Below are 15,399 nucleotides of genomic sequence, written 5' to 3' on the forward strand. Positions count from 1 at the left end.
CGCCGGTCGATGACCGCTAGAGCCGTGCAAAACGGCCAAGATCGCGCGGACTGAGCCGCACCGCGAGGCGGCGGCGCGGGCCGTCCTCCCCTTCCCCGGCGTCCTCGTCACCCACCACCTCGCCATGCGCATGGAGCCAGGCGATCCGCTGCCCTGCGCTGGCCGGCAGCACGAAGGTATGCAAGGCGGCGTCGGCTGTCAGCAGGTCCGACAGAAGAGCCAGCAAGCCTTCACAGTTTTCGCCAGTAAATGCAGATAAAGGAACGATTTTATCCTCAGGCCGGCGCGCCATTTCAGCGCGCAGCTCGATCGTCTGGTCGGGCGTCAGCAGGTCCCACTTGTTCCACACCTCGACCATCCGAACCGGCGCCTCCTCGCCCTCGGCCCCGATGATCCCAAGGTCGGTGAGCACCTCGAGCACCTGCTGCTTCTGCGCCACCGTATCGGGATTGGCGATATCGCGGACATGGACGATCACGTCGGCGGCCGTCACCTCTTCGAGCGTCGCGCGGAAGGCGGCGATCAGCTGGGTCGGCAGGTCCGAGATGAACCCGACCGTGTCCGACAGGATCGCCTTGTCGATCCCGGGGAGGCGGATCGCCCGCATGGTCGGGTCGAGCGTGGCGAACAGCAGGTCCTCGGCCATGACCGAGGCCCCGGTCAGCCGGTTGAACAGCGTCGACTTCCCGGCATTGGTATAGCCAACCAGTGCGATCACCGGCCAGGGCGCCCGGCCGCGGCGCTGGCGATGGAGGCCGCGGGTGCGGCGGACCTGCTCGAGCTCGCGGCGCAGCCGGGCCATGCGGTCGCGGATCATGCGGCGGTCAGCCTCGATCTGCGTCTCGCCCGGACCGCCGAGGAAGCCGAAGCCGCCTCGCTGGCGTTCGAGGTGGGTCCACGAGCGGACGAGCCGGCCGGCCTGGTAATCGAGATGGGCCAGCTCGACCTGCAGCCGGCCTTCTGCCGTCGCCGCGCGTTCACCGAAGATCTCCAGGATCAGCCCGGTGCGATCGATCACCTTGCGCTTGAGCTTTTCCTCGAGGTTGCGCTGCTGGATTGCCGTGAGAGAACCGTCGACGATCACCAGCTCGGCATCCTCGCGGTTGCAGGCCACCGCAATGTTTTCAATCTGGCCTTCGCCGAACAGGGTACCGGCCCGCGCCTCGCGGATCGGGATGGCAAAGGCTTCCACCACCACGATCCCGATCGCCAAGGCCAGGCCGCGCGCTTCTTCCAGCCGGGAATCGGTATCGACGGCCACCCGCTGGCGCATCGCCGGATAGACGATAACGGCCCGGGCTCCGCGCGAAACCTCTCCCTTGAGGTCGTCGTTATCGATCAGACGTCGTCCTCTTCCTCGTCCAGCTCTCCGCCGGTGAGATCGACCGGGGTGACCGGCTGGATCGTCGATACGGCATGCTTGTAGGCAAGCTGCACGTAGCCTTCGCGTTCCAGCAGCATGCAGAACAGGTCATAAGCGGCGACCCGGCCCTGCAGCATCACGCCGTTGACGAGGAACATCGTCACCTGCACGCCCGCCGTGCGGATCGAGGCCAGGAACACGTCCTGCAGCAGCCGGACCTTCTTGTTTGCCGTATCGGGGCCGCCACCAAACTGGCGCGCATCGATCGGCTGGCTCGGCATGATCGTGCTGACGGCGTGCTTGTAGACCAGCTGCGACTGGCCATCGCGCCGTAGCAGAATCGAGAAGTTGTCGAACCAGGTGACGATGCCCTGCAGCTTGACCCCCTTCACGAGGAACATGGTGACGGGCACCTTGTTCTTGCGGAGCAGGTTGAGGAACTGGTCTTGCAGGTTGGGGCTGCCCTTGCCGGAAGGGGGCGGCGGCGGGGCCTCGGGTTCGGCCTTGGGCGCGCGTGGGCGGGCGGTAAGAGTGCGTCCGGTCACCAAAATGCTCCTTCTTCTTGGCAGCCGCCTTCTGGCGGTCCGCGATCAGGCGGAAGCGCACCCAGCAGGGCGCGATTCAACCGAAACCAGCGTGAAACTATCGGTTTCCTTCCGCCACGTAAATTGGGAAAAGCCGCGTATTGCGGCAGGAGCGCATTTCGGCTTGGAACGGGTGGCTCCCGCGGCCGGGGCGTCACCCCTCCCCGTCTTCGCTCCCCCGCTCGACCATGCCGAGCAGCTTGAGCTTGCGGTGCAGGGCAGACCGTTCCATCCCGATGAAGCTGGCGGTCTTCGAGATATTGCCTGAGAACCGCCGGATCTGGACCCGCAGGTATTCGCGCTCGAAGCTCTCGCGAGCCTCGCGCAGCGGGACCCCCATCAGTGTCGACATACCGGAATCGCCGCCCAGCCGGCCGCTGCCGATTTCGGCGGGGAGCATGTCAGCCTCGATCCGCGCCAGCCGCTCGAGCGGGGTCAGGATCACCGTCCGCTCGACCACATTGCGCAGCTGGCGCACGTTGCCGGGCCATTCATAGGCCTGCAGCGCGGCCATCGCATCGGGCGCGATCTCCGGCGGGGCGACCCCTTGGTTGGCCGCGAAGCGCGCAAAGAAATGTTCGACCAGACCGGGAATGTCGTCGCGCCGCTCGGCCAGCGCCGGGACATGCACCGGGACCACGTTGAGTCGGTAAAACAGGTCCTCGCGGAACCGCCGTTCGGCGATCTCCTTCTCGAGATTGCGCGAAGTGGACGAGACCACGCGCACATCGACGCGGATCTGCCGGTGACCGCCAACCCGGACGAAGGCCTGCTCGGTCAGGACCCGCAGGATCCGCGCCTGGGTAGACAGGGGCATGTCGGCTACCTCGTCGAGGTAGAGGGTGCCGCCATCGGCCATCTCGAGCAGGCCGGGGCGGACGAGATGTCCGTCCTGCTCCTCGCCGAACAGCTCCTGCTCGAAGCGTTCGGGGGTGATCCGCGCCGAATTGACCGAGACGAAGGCGCTGTCGGCACGCGGGCTCCAGGCGTGGAGCATCCGCGCGGCCACCTCCTTGCCCACTCCCGCCGGGCCCGAGATGAGCAGCCGACTGCCGGTATTGGCGACGCGCTTGAGCGTAGCGCGGACCTGGTTGATCGCCGTGCTGCTGCCGGTGAACTCGTAGGCGGTGGTGTCGGCATGCTTCTTGAGCTGGGCATTCTCGCGCCGCAACCGTTCGGTCTCGGTGGCCCGGCCAACCAAATGGAGCAGCCGCTCGGCCTCGAACGGCTTCTCGATGAAGTCCATCGCCCCGCGCGAGATCGCCGAGACCGCCGTGTCGATGTTGCCGTGGCCGGAGAAGATGATCACCGGAAGTTCAGGCTCACGCACCTTGATCGCATCCAGCACCTCGAGCCCGTCCATCGGCGAGCCGTGAAGCCACACGTCGAGCAGCACCAGACTGGGGCGACGCTGATCGATGGCCTCCAGCGCAGCACGGCTGTCGCCCGCGGTGCGGCATTCGTAGCCCTCGTCGCTGAGCACCCCCGCAACCAGTTCGCGAATGTCGCGTTCGTCGTCGACGATCAGGATATCGAGCGCCATCAGAACTCCTCACGGGTGGCAGAACGGGGAACGGGGCGGCAGAGGCAGGTCATTCCGCCGCCTCGGGCCGGGCTGCTTCCTGGCGGCCCAGCGGATCACGGGCGAAGCCCATGCGCACGGTGGTGCCCCCACCGTCGGTGGTGGAGAAGGACATTTCGCCGCCATGTTCCTCGATGATCTTCTTGACGATCGCGAGACCGAGACCAGTGCCTTTCTCGCGGGTGGTCATGTAGGGTTCGGTGATCCGCTCTCGCTCGCTCGGCAGACCGATTCCGTTGTCGGCGATAGCCACGGCGATCATGGCCGCGTCGCCCTCCATGGTGACCGCGATCCGGCCGCGGTAGTCGGGCTCGCCGGCGCGGGCGCGGGCCTCGATCGCCTCAACCGCGTTCTTGAGCACGTTGGTCATGGCCTGGCCAAACTGGTGGCGGTCACACAACAGGTGGCCCAGCGGCGGCCCTTCCCCGGCGGGGTTCTCGGCGCGGAACGAGAAATCCAGATCGGGCCGCGCCACTTCCTGGAGAAAGACCGACTGGCGGGCCAGGTCAACCGGATCCTCGACGCGGAACACTGGCTTGGGCAGTCGCGCGAATGAGGAAAACTCGTCGACCATGTTACGCAGGTCCCCAACCTGGCGGATGATCGTGCTGGTCAGTTCCTCGAACAGCTGCGGGTCGTTCTCGATCTGGCGACCATAGCGCCGCCGCAGCCGCTCGGTGGCGAGCTGGATCGGGGTCAGCGGGTTCTTGATCTCGTGAGCGATCCTGCGCGCCACATCCGACCACGCCGCCTGTCGCTGATCGAGCAGCTGGCGCGTGATGTCCTCGAAGGTGATCACGTGTCCGGTGCGGTCGCGCGATATGCGCACGGCCAGGGTCAGCAGCTCGCCTGCCTTGCCATGCTGAATCACGGCGCTGTGCTGTCCGCGTTCGACCAGAGCGGCGATGCCCGGCGCGATCTCGGCCAGCGGCTCGCCAATCGGGTGTCGGTCAGCAAGACCGAACAGCAGTGCATTGGCGGGCGTGTTGATCAGCAGCACCTGTCCGTTGCCGTCGATCGAGATGATCCCGGCGCTGACCGATTCGAGGACGGCCTCGATGAAGGCCCGGCGCTCGTGCAGCTGCTGGTTCGCCTCGACCAGCGCGCTGGTCTGGCGCTCGATCTGCGCGGTCATGCGGTTGAACGCCCGGTTGAGCTGGCCGATCTCGTCCGGCCCGGTGCGCCCGTCCACGCGCAATGCATAGTTGCCGCTGCCGACGCGCCGGGCAGCCCCGACCAGATCGTAGAGCGGCTTGACCTGATTATCGGCAAACCGCAGCGCGAACCATACCGACAGCCCGACCAGCGCCAGGCTGGCCACGAACAACGCGACGTTGAAGCGCAATTGCAGTGTGCGGGCGCGGCGGGTCAGCACCTCGTAGGCGCGCACGATGTTCTGCGCTCGCTGCCCCTGGCTGAAGGCCAGCAGGTCCGAGCTGCGCGCAGCATAAAGGTATATCCCTGTCGCCCGATCGATCGCGGTCACCGCCTCGATGCGGTTGGCATTGGCGCTGACCACCATCGGTTCGCCGGCCTCGAGCCGGCCGAGCACTTCGCGCGTCACGCGTTCCCGGTTGGAGTTTTTCTCGGGGTCGACAATCGCCGCGGTGCGCAACTGCCCGTCGCGTCCCTTCTCGATGATCGCGCTCTCGTTCAGCTTGCGGCTGACGACCTGGTAGGAATAGCCCTCGACGAAGGCGGGACTGGCGATCGGCGCCTGACCCAGATAGTCGCGCAGATCGCTGGCCATGGCGACGGTCTCATTGCCGACGTCGCGCAGGTTCTGTTCGTAATAGCCGCGCGCGAGCTTGTTGGCATTTTCGAGCAGCCCGCGCGAGCTGTCCGAGAACCAGAATTCCACGCCCGACTGGAACAGGTAAGAGGCAAAGACCACGACGAGCAGGGTCGGAATCGCTGCCAGCAACGAAAAGAAGAAGACCAGCTGGGTGTGGAGCCGACCGGTCCCGCCCAACGTCTCGGCGGCCCGCCGCAAGGCCATGCGCCGACCGAGCAGCACCAGCAATGCCATCGCGGGCACCAGCGTTCCGACCAGGAGGGTGGCGGTGAGGTCGGACGGCATCAGTTCGCGGTCGGAGCGGGCCCGGATCGTCGCGAAGGTCACCACGGTCATGGTGATGAAGGCGATCGCTGCGACCACCTCGATCACGGCAAACAGATTGGCGCGCCGCGCAGACACCTGCAGCCGACGCCGCCATCGCGGCCAGCCGGTGCGCCGTGCCGGAACCTCTCCTACCGTTTCCACCGCCATCGTAACCCAACAACAACACCTGCTGTTGCAGATATGCAAGAGGGATTGTGGGACAGGTCCCGCCCCGCGCGACGAGCGGCGCGGAGCGCACGATCAGGTCAGGGGCGGCCAGGTCAGGAGCGGCGGGCGAACCCGTCGGGATCGAGTCCGAGCTCGGACAAGCGCTTGCGCAGGGTGTTGCGGTTGATCCCTAGAATCTGCGCCGACCGCAACTGGTTCCCCCCCGTGTTGCGGAGCACCTCGGCGAACAGCGGACGCTCGAAAGCGGCCAGCGCCAGGTCGTAGACCCTGCCCGGCGCCGGGGCTTCCCGCTCGATCCATTGCGCCACAGCCTGGTCCAGACCGGGTGGCTCAGGGGCCTGCTCGGCCTCGGCACGCTGGCTTTGCAGCAACAGTGGCTGGATCGTCTCGGCATCGACCACGTCCTCGCGCGCCAGCAGCGCAACGCGGTAGATGAAGTTCTTGAGCTCGCGCACGTTGCCGCGCCATGGTTGGCGCTCAAGCAGCGCCGCACCGTCGCGGGTCAGTTGGCGCCGAGGCAGGCCTTCGGCGGTCGCCAGCTTGAGAAAGTGGTTTGCCAGTGCCTCGATATCTCCGGCCCTTTCGCGCAGGGCCGGCATCGTGATCGGGACGACGTTCAGGCGATAGTAGAGGTCTTCGCGGAACTGCCCGGCAGCGATGAGCGGTTCAAGATCGCGATTGGTCGCCGCGACGATGCGCGTGTCGATCGCCACCTCCTCGCGCCCGCCAACCCGGCGGATCGAACCCGATTGCAGCGCCCGCAGCAGCCTTGTTTGTGCCTGCATCGGCATGTCGCCGATCTCGTCGAGAAACAGGGTGCCGCCCGCCGCCTGCTCGAACTTGCCGACATAGCGCGCCACCGCACCGGTAAAGGCCCCCTTCTCGTGCCCGAACAACTCACTTTCAATCAGCTCGGCCGGGATGGCGGCGGTGTTGACCGCCACGAAAGGTCCACCGCGACGATGGCCCAATTGGTGGATCGCTTCGGCCACCAGCTCCTTGCCCGTACCTGATTCGCCGAGGATCAACACGGTCAGATCGTTGCGCAGGACGCGCGTGATCATGCGGTAAACCGCCTGCATCGGTGCGCTTCGGCCCACCAGGGGCAGACCTGCGGGCTCCGCCTCTTCGCCCTCCTCCCCGCTCGCCTGACTCGTCGCGCCCACCGCCTGGCGCACAGTCCGCGCCAGCTCGTCGATGTCGAACGGCTTGGGAAAGTACTCGAAGGCCCCCGTATCGCTCGCCCGCACCGCCGTATCGAGCGTGTTCTGGGCGCTCAGGATGATCACCGGCATGTCCGGATGCCGTGCCCGCACCGCCGGCAAGGTCTCGATGCCATCGCCATCCGTGAGCTTGACGTCGGTGACCAGCGCCGCGAAGCCCGACTGCGCCAGCAACCGATCACGCTCGGCGACGGAATGGCAGTGGTGCACCACGAAACCCTCGGCCTCGAGCGCTGCCGTGATCACGATGGCGATGGATTCATCGTCCTCGACGAGCAGGACCGTCATGGCTGTTCCCTCTGCGTGGCGGGGCGCGGTCCCTTGGGTTCGGGCGCCAAAGGCAGATGGATCCGAAAATGGGTCCAGCCCCGCGCTTCGTCGCGTTCGTGCGTGATCCGCCCATTCATGTCGCGCACCAGTTTGCGGACCAGCGCCAGCCCCAGCCCCTGCCCACTCTTCTTCGAGGTCACGAACGGCTCGAAGATGTGGTCGCGCATGGCCGGATCGACCCCTGGGCCATTGTCGCTTACCCGCAGTTCGATTGGCAACCGCACGGGCTTTCCGTCGCTTACCGCATGCAGTTGCAGGCCGCTCGAGAAACGCGAACGCACCACGATCCGGGCCGCGGCCTGGACGGCGCAGGCTTCGGCCGCGTTGGAGAGCAGGTTGATCAGCACCTGAACCAGCGCATCGGCGCTGCCCAGCACCGGCGGCAGCGAGGGGTCGAACTCCTCTTCGATCCGCACGCCCTTACCTGCCGCATCAATCACCGCACGTGCGCGGCGGACCGCCTCGTGCAGGTTGCACGGCGCGACCGGCGCTGTGGTGCGCCGCGACAGCGTCTGCATCTCGTCGATCAACTTCGCGATGCGGTCGACCTCGTCGGCGATCAGCGTGGTCAGCGCGCGGTCCTTGTCCGCCACCTTGCGACCCAGCAGCTGTGCCGCGCCACGAATGCCCGCGAGCGGATTCTTGATTTCGTGCGCCAGGATCTCGGGCGCGCGCAGCACCGAATCCTCGGTAGTACCCGGGTCCTCACCGAGGGCCTCGGCGGCGCTGGCATCCTGCAACGTCACCACCTGCCAGCCCGGGGTCTCGGTCACCGGCGAGACCGTCACGTCGAGCCGGCGGGAACCGACGCCAAGGATCAGAGCTCCGGCATCACGCGCCGACAGCGGCGCATCGGTCTCATGGACCCGGGCCAGCATGCGCGGCTCATCGAAGCGCACAAGATCGAACAGCCGCTTGCCGGCGATGCGCCGGATGCTCTGTCCGAGGAACTGCTCTGCTGCGGGATTGGCGCCGGCGATGCGCAGGTCCGGGCCCAGCAGGACCACCGCCAGGGACATGCTGGCCAACTGCCGCCAGGCATCCGGTGCCACCTGGCTTGTCGCCACGGTCAGGCCGCCTCGCGCCGCGCCGGATCGAGGTCTAGCAGCGGCGCGTAGAACCCGCGCAGCTGACGTACCACTTCGTCGGCATCGTCAATGAAGTTGACCTTGTTCCGGAACTCGGCCGAACCGGGCAAACCCTTGGTGTACCAGCCCAGATGCTTGCGTGCCATGCGCACCCCGGTCATCGTGCCATAGTGCTCGAGCATCGCCTCGTAGTGCTCGAGGATCACGTCGAACTGCTCGGCCAGCGCAGGCTCAGCCAGCACCTCGCCCGTGCGCCACCAATGCATCACTTGGGCCAGCAGCCAGGGTTTGCCGTAGGCGCCGCGACCGATCATCACCCCGTCGGCCCCGGATTGTTCGAGCGCCTGGGCGGCATCGGCGATCCCGCAGATGTCACCGTTGACGATCACCGGGATCGACACGGCCTGCTTGACGCTCCGCACGAACCCCCAGTCGGCACTTCCCTTGTACATCTGGTTGCGGGTGCGACCGTGTACAGTGATCATCCTGGCGCCAAGATCCTCCGCGATGCGGGCCAATTCAGGGGCATTGAGGCTGTCGTGGCACCAGCCCATGCGCATCTTCACCGTCACCGGCACCTTCACCGCCTTGACCGTCGCGGCGATCAACTGGGTGGCGAGCGGCACGTCGCGCATCAGCGCCGATCCGGCATCGCCATTGACGACCTTGCGCACCGGGCAGCCCATGTTGATGTCGATGATCGCTGCGCCGCGATCCTCGTTGAGCCGGGCCGCCTCGGCCATTTCAGCCGGCTCGCAGCCAACCAGTTGCATCGACACCGGATCCTCCACCGGATCCCAGGCCGCCTTCTGAATCGACTGGCGGGTCTCGCGGATCGCCGCGGCGCTGGCGATCATCTCGGTCACATTCAGGCCCGAACCGTAGCGGCGCACGAACTTACGGAATGGCAGATCGCTGACGCCGGTCATCGGGGCAAGGATCACCGGGCATTCGATCGGCACCGTACCGATCCGGATCGGTGCAAGCGCTGGGGGAACGGGGGCTTTGGTCATGATCAACGCACGGTCGCCGGCTGCCTAAAAAACAGGCAGCGCATAGTGGATTGTCCTTTGCCCCGCAAGCGATTACCGGCGCGGACGATGGCCGCCGAAACTGCCTCTCCCCCCGCCGCGCCGGCAGCCCCGGCTGGCACGGCTGCGGTCGTCGTGGCTGCCGGTGCCGGGCTGCGCGCCGGTCAGCCGCTGCCCAAGCAGTTTGCGATGTGGCGCGGCAAGCCCGTGGTGCGCCATTCGGTCGAGCGTCTGCTCGCTGCCGGCTGTGCCCCGGTTGTCGTCTGCATACCCGCCGGTGCCGCGGCGATCGCGGGCGAAGCCCTGGCTGGGCTGCCAGTGATGCTGGTCACCGGCGGCGCCACGCGCCAGGGTTCGGTCCTGGCCGGGCTTGAGGCCCTTGCGCAGGATCCCCCCGCGAGGGTGTTAATCCACGACGCAGCCCGGCCAATCCTGCCCGAGGCCGTGATCGAGCGGCTCTGTACCGCGCTGGACGCCGCGCCCGGCGCGATCCCGGTGCTGCCGGTGGTCGACAGCCTGTGCCATGATGCCGCAGGCACGATGGGCGCCCCGGCAGACCGCGCGGCACTGCGCCGGGTGCAGACCCCCCAAGCTTTTGGCTATGCCGAGATTCTCGCCGCCCATCGCAGCTGGAATGGCGCGACCGAGGCGGGCGATGATGCCCAAGTTGCCCGCGCCGCCGGCCTGACGGTCGCCCTGGTTGCAGGAGACGAAGCCTTGCACAAGCTGACCTTCGCCAGCGACTTTGCCCCGGCCGCTCCCGCGGTCCGGATCGGAACCGGCTACGACGTCCATCGCCTCAGTGCGGGGGAAGCGCTGTGGCTGTGCGGGGTGCGGATCGAGCACAGCCACGGCCTGGCTGGGCACAGCGACGCCGACGTAGCGATCCATGCGCTGGTTGATGCCCTCCTGGGAGCGATCGGTGCCGGGGACATAGGCAGCCACTTTCCGCCCAGCGATCCGCAGTGGAAGGGGGCAGCCTCATCCCGGTTCCTTGCCCATGCCGCAGGGTTGGTCCGCGAGAGCGGCCATGCCGTCGGCAATGTCGATGTCACGATCATCTGCGAGGCCCCGAAGATCGGACCGCATCGCGAGGCCATGCGGGCAAGCCTGGCCGGGATCATCGGCGTTGACATTGCCGCCGTGAGCGTCAAGGCGACCACCACCGAGGGACTCGATGCCACCGGACGGCGCGAGGGCATTGCCGCGCAGGCAGTCGCCACCGTGCTCCGCGTCTGAGCCCAGCACAGGAAACCACCATGCGAACGCTTGCTCTGCTTTGCTCGTCGCTACTGCTTGCCGTGCCGCAGGTAGCCGCGGCCCAGTCCAGCACACCTTGCCTGACCCCGCGCGAGTTCACCGCACTATCGACCTATGCTTTGCCGAGCGTGATCAGCGGAACCAGCCGGGCCTGCGCCACGGCCTTGCCAGCCGGCGCATTCCTTCGCCAGGGCGGCACCGAACTGGCCCAGCGCTATGCGACCGGCAAGGCAAAGGCCTGGCCTGAGGCCAAGTCGGCCTTCCTCAAGATGGCCTCGGCAAAGGACGCCGGCTCCGCCAGACTGTTTGCGACGATGCCCGACGATGCCCTGCAGCAGATCGCCGATGCCGCCTTTGCCGGAATCGTGACCGGGCAGATCAAACCCGATTCCTGCACCACCATCGACCGGGTCGTCGCGCTGCTAGCGCCGCTTCCGCCGGAGAACACGGCTGAACTGATCGCCGTGGCAGTCGGACTCGGCAGCAAGGCCGGGACGTCGAAACTCGGCAACTTGCCGCTATGCAAGGCTTGATGGCATGACCGACAGCCTGCTTCCGGACGACGTACTCGCGCTGGCGCGCCGGGTGATTGAGGAGAACGCAGCGCTCGGCCGCACCGTGGCGCTGGCCGAGAGCTGCACCGGTGGACTGGTCGCCGCGGCGCTGACCGAGATAGCCGGCTCGTCGGCGGTTCTCGATCGCGGCTTCGTCACCTACTCCAACGCCTCGAAGCGCGAACTGTTGGGCGTCCCGGGGGACATCATCGACACCTTCGGCGCGGTCTCGATCGCCTGCGCCTGGGCCATGGCCGAAGGGGCCCTGAAGCGCAGCGGCGCCGATGTCGCGGTGGCGATCAGCGGAGTGGCGGGCCCGGCTGGCGGATCGGACACCAAGCCGGTCGGCACAGTGGTCTTCGCCCGCGCGCTGCGCAATCCGGCCGATCCCGAGGCCGGCGAGGCCGAGGAACGGCACTTCGCGGGGGAAAGCCGCGCCGCGGTGCGCCGTCAGGCGACGCTCTGCGCGCTTGAGTTGCTGCTGCCGTAAACCGCGGCGGCGCGCTGCTCGAAGGCCGTCACCATCTTGCGAAAGGCCTTGTCGAGATACTGGTTCGCCAGCTTCTGGAACAACGCATTGCGAAAGGCGAACTCGACGCAGAAGTCGATCTCGCAGGCATCGGGCCCGTCCGGACGGAACACCCAGCGGTTGTCGAGATCACGCAGCGGTCCGTCGATGTAGTGAACCTGGATCCGCCCCTCATCGGCCGCATCGCCTGTTCCCTCAGGCGGCGCCTGCTTCTCGACGCGCGAGGTGAACTTCTCGCGCAGAGCCGAGAAGCCCACGAGCATGTCGGCGACCATCTCGGTCTCGGAATCGGAGCGCACCCGCGTGGCCACGACCCAGGGCAGAAACTCGGCATAGCGGCCGACATCGGCCACCAGGTCGAACATCTGCCGGGCGCTCCAAGGCAGCCGGCGAACCTCGTGAATCCGCGCCACCGGCTCAGCGCCCCTGGCACTTCGCCAGCTGCGCCTCACGGGCGGCCCGCATCTGCGCGAAGTCCTCGCCGGCGTGATAGCTCGACCGCGTCAGCGGGCTTGCGGCAACCTGCAGGAAGCCCTTGGCCCGGGCGATGGCGCCATAGGCCGAAAAGGCCTGGGGGGTGACGAACTCCTTGACCTCGGCGTGCTTGGGGGTCGGCCGCAGGTACTGGCCCATCGTCAGGAAATCGATCTGCGCCGAGCGCATGTCATCCATCACCTGGTGCACCTCGAGCCGTTCCTCGCCGAGCCCGAGCATGATCCCGCTCTTGGTAAAGATCAGCGGGTTGTGGGCCTTGACCTCCTCGAGCAGGCGCAGCGACGCATAGTAGCGTGCGCCGGGGCGGATCGTCGGATAGAGCCGCGGTACGGTCTCAAGGTTGTGGTTGTAGACGTCGGGCCCGGCCGCGACGATCGCCTCGACCGCGGCCCTCATCTTGCCGCGGAAATCGGGGGTGAGGATCTCGATCGTGGTCTGCGGCGTGGTGCGGCGCAGCGCCTCGATCACCTTGACGAACTGGCCGGCGCCGCCATCGGGCAGATCATCGCGATCGACCGAGGTGATCACGATATGCTCGAGACCCAACTTGGCGGCAGCCTCGGCGACATGGGCAGGCTCGTCCACGTCGACCTTGCGCGGCATCCCGGTCTTGACGTTGCAGAACGCGCAGGCGCGCGTGCAGACGTCACCGAGGATCATCACCGTGGCATGCTTCTTGGACCAGCATTCCCCGATATTGGGGCAAGCAGCCTCTTCGCAGACCGTGTTCAGGCTGAGCTCGCGCATCAGGGCGCGGGTCTCGCCATAGGTCTTGCTGGTCGGCGCCTTGACGCGGATCCAGTCAGGCTTGCGCTGGCGGACGGGAGCCTCGGCGGGACCATCGACCGCGGACGGGGCCGGGTCGACAACCGGTTGTGAGGCGTGCAGATCGGGTGCAAGGTCGCTCATGCAGCGCAGATAGGCGCATTGCCGCCCCCTTGCCAGAGGCAATTGGGGAGGCCATGAGGCTCCCCATGTCCGATGCCCCCTCCCCGCAGCTGGCCCGCCTGCTTGCTGGCTACCGCCGGTTCCGCAAGACCGGGTGGACCCCCCACCGCGACCGGTGGACCGCGCTGCGCGAAGGGCAACAGCCTGAAATCATGGTCATCGCCTGCTCTGACAGCCGGGTCGATCCGGCCCAGATTTTCGACGTCGATCCCGGCGAGATCTTCGTGGTCCGCAATGTCGCCGCGATGGTCCCCCCGTTCGAAACCTCGCCGGGCCATCATGGGGTCTCCGCAGCGCTCGAGTTCGCTGTCCAGGTGCTCGGCGTGCGCGAGATCGTGGTGCTCGGGCATGGCTTGTGCGGCGGCTGCAAGGCCGCGCTGACCCGGGAGCTACAGGGCGCCGAACGCGGGGCGGGCGGATTCATCGCCGATTGGATCGCCCTGCTCGACGAGGCGCGCGAGCCGGTTGTCGCGGCGCACGGGACGCATGGCCATGCGGCCGAACGGGCGATGGAACTCGCCGGCGTCAAGGCAAGCCTCAAGAACCTGCGCAGCTTTCCCTGCATCCGCGACAAGGAACGCGACGCCGAGTTGCGCCTGACCGGAGCCTTCTTCGCCATCTCCGATGGCATTCTGCACGTGCTCGACGAGAGCGACGGAGAGTTCCGCCCCGCCGCCTGATCAGGTGATCGCGTCCGGTCGCCATGCGAAAAGGGCGGCAGTTGCCTGCCGCCCTTCCGATAGCCTGCGCAGCGACCGGCCCGAGCTCAGCCGCCCTTGGCCTTCTGCCCCGCATAGACGGCCCAGAGCTGAGCGATCGGCTTGCGAGTCCCGTTGACCTTGGCGAAGGTGGCTTGGGCCTCGGCGAACTTGCCCTGGCCGAACTGGGCAATGCCCAGGCGGGTCAGCGCGCGGTCGGCATCCACCCCGGCCTTGCCGAGCGCGGCCTGGTAGAAGCCCTCGGCCTTGGCCCACTGGTCATAGCTGAGGAATGCGTCGCCCGCCGCCATCACCGTTGCGACCGGCGCGCTGGCCACGCTGGCGTCCTTCTCGAGCGCGGGCAGCGAGGCCTTGTCGCCGGCGAGGCGCGCCTGGGCGATGTTGCGGTTCTCGCTTACGAACACGTCACTCGGCGCCAGCTTGCCGCTCTTGACCCCCTCGTCGAGGATCTTGAGCACTTCGGCCGGGGCGCGACGCGCGTCGGCGGCCTGAAGGTACTCGGCATAGTCGCTGGTGTCGCGGAAGCTGCCGGTGCGGTCCATCAGACGCATCAGATCGAGCGTCTCCTGGGCCTGAAAGCGTCCGGCGGTGCGGGCCAGCCCGATGGCATCGGCCCAGTTGTCGGCGGACGGGTAGCCCTCTACCAGCCCGGCACCGAAAGCGAAGGCCGAGCCATAGTCCTTGGCCTTGTAGGCCACGCTCAGCCCGCGGATGAACCATTCTTTCGGCGGCAAAGCGCCGGCTGCCTTGCGCGCGGCAATTGCCGTGCTCAGCAATTCCATGCCCTTGGGGTTCTCGTTGGTGGCGAAATAGGTTTCGGCCAGCAGGGCCTGGACGTCATTCTCGGTATAGCCGTTGGCGATCGCATTGGCGAAGGCCGTGCGGGCCGCCGCATAGTCCTTCGCGTCGAAGGCCATGCCGCCGAGGAAATAGTTGTACTTGCCAAGATCGGGGCCGGTCATCTTGCCGCTGCCGATCACTGTTTCCAGCCCCGTGCGCATCAGCGCCGAATCCTTCGCGGTCTGGCCGATCTGGATGGCGAACTGGCCGCCGAAGAACTTGTCGTCCGGCGTGGTTGCGGCAGCGAGCGCGGCCGTCACGCGGTCCTTCAGCGCCGCGGCCCCGGCCTGGTCCTTGACCTTGGCGATGTCGGCCTGGAGCGGACCGGCCAGCGCGGTGAAGGGCTTCGACAGCTTCGGCGGCTCAGGCTTGGCCTCCTTCGCGTCCTTGGCGAAGGCGACCGACCCGGACAGGGCCATGCCACCGGCCACACCCAGCGCCAGGGCTGCGCCCAGAGCCACCCGCGAAACGAATGTGCCGCCAGCGCGGCTGGAAATCGGGAACATGCTGCCTTCGTCTCCTTCTCTGTCCCGGCCCTCGCGTGAGCGATCGACCGGAACCCA

14 protein-coding genes are annotated in these 15,399 nt (G+C 67.3%); 4 read left to right on the plus strand and 10 right to left on the minus strand.

All coding sequences use genetic code 11. From position 1 onward, the window contains the following. Window positions 1–16: 16 nt before the first annotated feature. From hflX to dusB, 7 genes are all read right to left on the minus strand, one after another. The gene (hflX, locus tag H7F53_RS10020) at window positions 17–1,273 is read right to left on the minus strand and encodes a GTPase HflX (RefSeq protein WP_185679342.1); all 1,257 of its coding nucleotides are present in this window, start codon (window positions 1,271–1,273) and stop codon (window positions 17–19) included. Between the two features lie 65 nt (window positions 1,274–1,338). Further along, on the minus strand, window positions 1,339–1,908 hold the full coding sequence (hfq, locus tag H7F53_RS10025) for an RNA chaperone Hfq (protein ID WP_185679343.1): 570 nt from the start codon (window positions 1,906–1,908) through the stop codon (window positions 1,339–1,341). A 193-nt stretch (window positions 1,909–2,101) separates the two neighbouring features. Beyond that, complete coding sequence (gene ntrX, locus H7F53_RS10030) at window positions 2,102–3,490, minus strand: nitrogen assimilation response regulator NtrX (RefSeq protein WP_185679344.1); 1,389 nt, start codon at window positions 3,488–3,490, stop codon at window positions 2,102–2,104. Window positions 3,491–3,539: 49 nt separating this feature from the next. Beyond that, a complete protein-coding gene (locus tag H7F53_RS10035; RefSeq protein WP_246438797.1) occupies window positions 3,540–5,798 on the minus strand; it encodes a sensor histidine kinase in 2,259 nt (752 codons plus the stop codon). A gap of 113 nt (window positions 5,799–5,911) precedes the next feature. Further along, window positions 5,912–7,330 (minus strand): sigma-54-dependent transcriptional regulator, encoded by a 1,419-nt coding sequence (locus H7F53_RS10040; RefSeq protein WP_185679345.1) that lies wholly within the window; start codon window positions 7,328–7,330, stop codon window positions 5,912–5,914. Next, window positions 7,327–8,445 carry a two-component system sensor histidine kinase NtrB gene (locus H7F53_RS10045; protein ID WP_246438809.1) on the minus strand — a complete coding sequence of 373 codons (1,119 nt, stop codon included), beginning with the start codon at window positions 8,443–8,445 and terminating at the stop codon, window positions 7,327–7,329. The genes H7F53_RS10040 and H7F53_RS10045 overlap by 4 nt, the downstream gene beginning before the upstream one ends. Beyond that, on the minus strand, window positions 8,442–9,473 hold the full coding sequence (gene dusB, locus H7F53_RS10050; RefSeq protein WP_185679346.1) for a tRNA dihydrouridine synthase DusB: 1,032 nt from the start codon (window positions 9,471–9,473) through the stop codon (window positions 8,442–8,444). Before dusB ends, H7F53_RS10045 begins: the two co-directional genes overlap by 4 nt. 87 nt (window positions 9,474–9,560) lie before the next feature. Between dusB and H7F53_RS10055 the strand changes: the two genes are divergently transcribed. From H7F53_RS10055 to H7F53_RS10065, 3 genes are read left to right on the plus strand one after another with little or no spacing between them, the layout of a single operon-like run. Then, window positions 9,561–10,730: a bifunctional 2-C-methyl-D-erythritol 4-phosphate cytidylyltransferase/2-C-methyl-D-erythritol 2,4-cyclodiphosphate synthase gene (locus H7F53_RS10055; protein ID WP_185679347.1), complete on the plus strand. Its 1,170-nt coding sequence runs from the start codon at window positions 9,561–9,563 to the stop codon at window positions 10,728–10,730. A 20-nt stretch (window positions 10,731–10,750) separates the two neighbouring features. Next, complete coding sequence (locus H7F53_RS10060) at window positions 10,751–11,284, plus strand: hypothetical protein (RefSeq protein WP_246438798.1); 534 nt, start codon at window positions 10,751–10,753, stop codon at window positions 11,282–11,284. 4 nt (window positions 11,285–11,288) lie between these two features. Beyond that, window positions 11,289–11,795 carry a CinA family protein gene (locus H7F53_RS10065; RefSeq protein ID WP_185679348.1) on the plus strand — a complete coding sequence of 169 codons (507 nt, stop codon included), beginning with the start codon at window positions 11,289–11,291 and terminating at the stop codon, window positions 11,793–11,795. Here H7F53_RS10065 and H7F53_RS10070 read toward each other — a convergent pair. Next, on the minus strand, window positions 11,756–12,247 hold the full coding sequence (locus H7F53_RS10070) for an SRPBCC family protein (protein ID WP_185679349.1): 492 nt from the start codon (window positions 12,245–12,247) through the stop codon (window positions 11,756–11,758). The genes H7F53_RS10065 and H7F53_RS10070 overlap by 40 nt on opposite strands. A 4-nt stretch (window positions 12,248–12,251) precedes the next feature. After that, the gene (gene lipA, locus H7F53_RS10075) at window positions 12,252–13,238 is read right to left on the minus strand and encodes a lipoyl synthase (protein WP_246438799.1); all 987 of its coding nucleotides are present in this window, start codon (window positions 13,236–13,238) and stop codon (window positions 12,252–12,254) included. A gap of 65 nt (window positions 13,239–13,303) precedes the next feature. Between lipA and H7F53_RS10080 the strand changes: the two genes are divergently transcribed. Further along, window positions 13,304–13,957, plus strand: a complete 654-nt coding sequence (locus H7F53_RS10080; RefSeq protein WP_185679350.1) for a carbonic anhydrase — start codon at window positions 13,304–13,306, stop codon at window positions 13,955–13,957. Between the two features lie 86 nt (window positions 13,958–14,043). On the opposite strand, the gene H7F53_RS10085 is transcribed toward H7F53_RS10080, so the two are convergent. Continuing rightward, a complete protein-coding gene (locus H7F53_RS10085) occupies window positions 14,044–15,342 on the minus strand; it encodes a hypothetical protein (protein ID WP_185679351.1) in 1,299 nt (432 codons plus the stop codon). Window positions 15,343–15,399: the final 57 nt, after the last annotated feature.

Origin of the sequence: Novosphingobium piscinae (genome assembly GCF_014230355.1) — a bacterium.
GTDB lineage: Bacteria > Pseudomonadota > Alphaproteobacteria > Sphingomonadales > Sphingomonadaceae > Novosphingobium > Novosphingobium piscinae.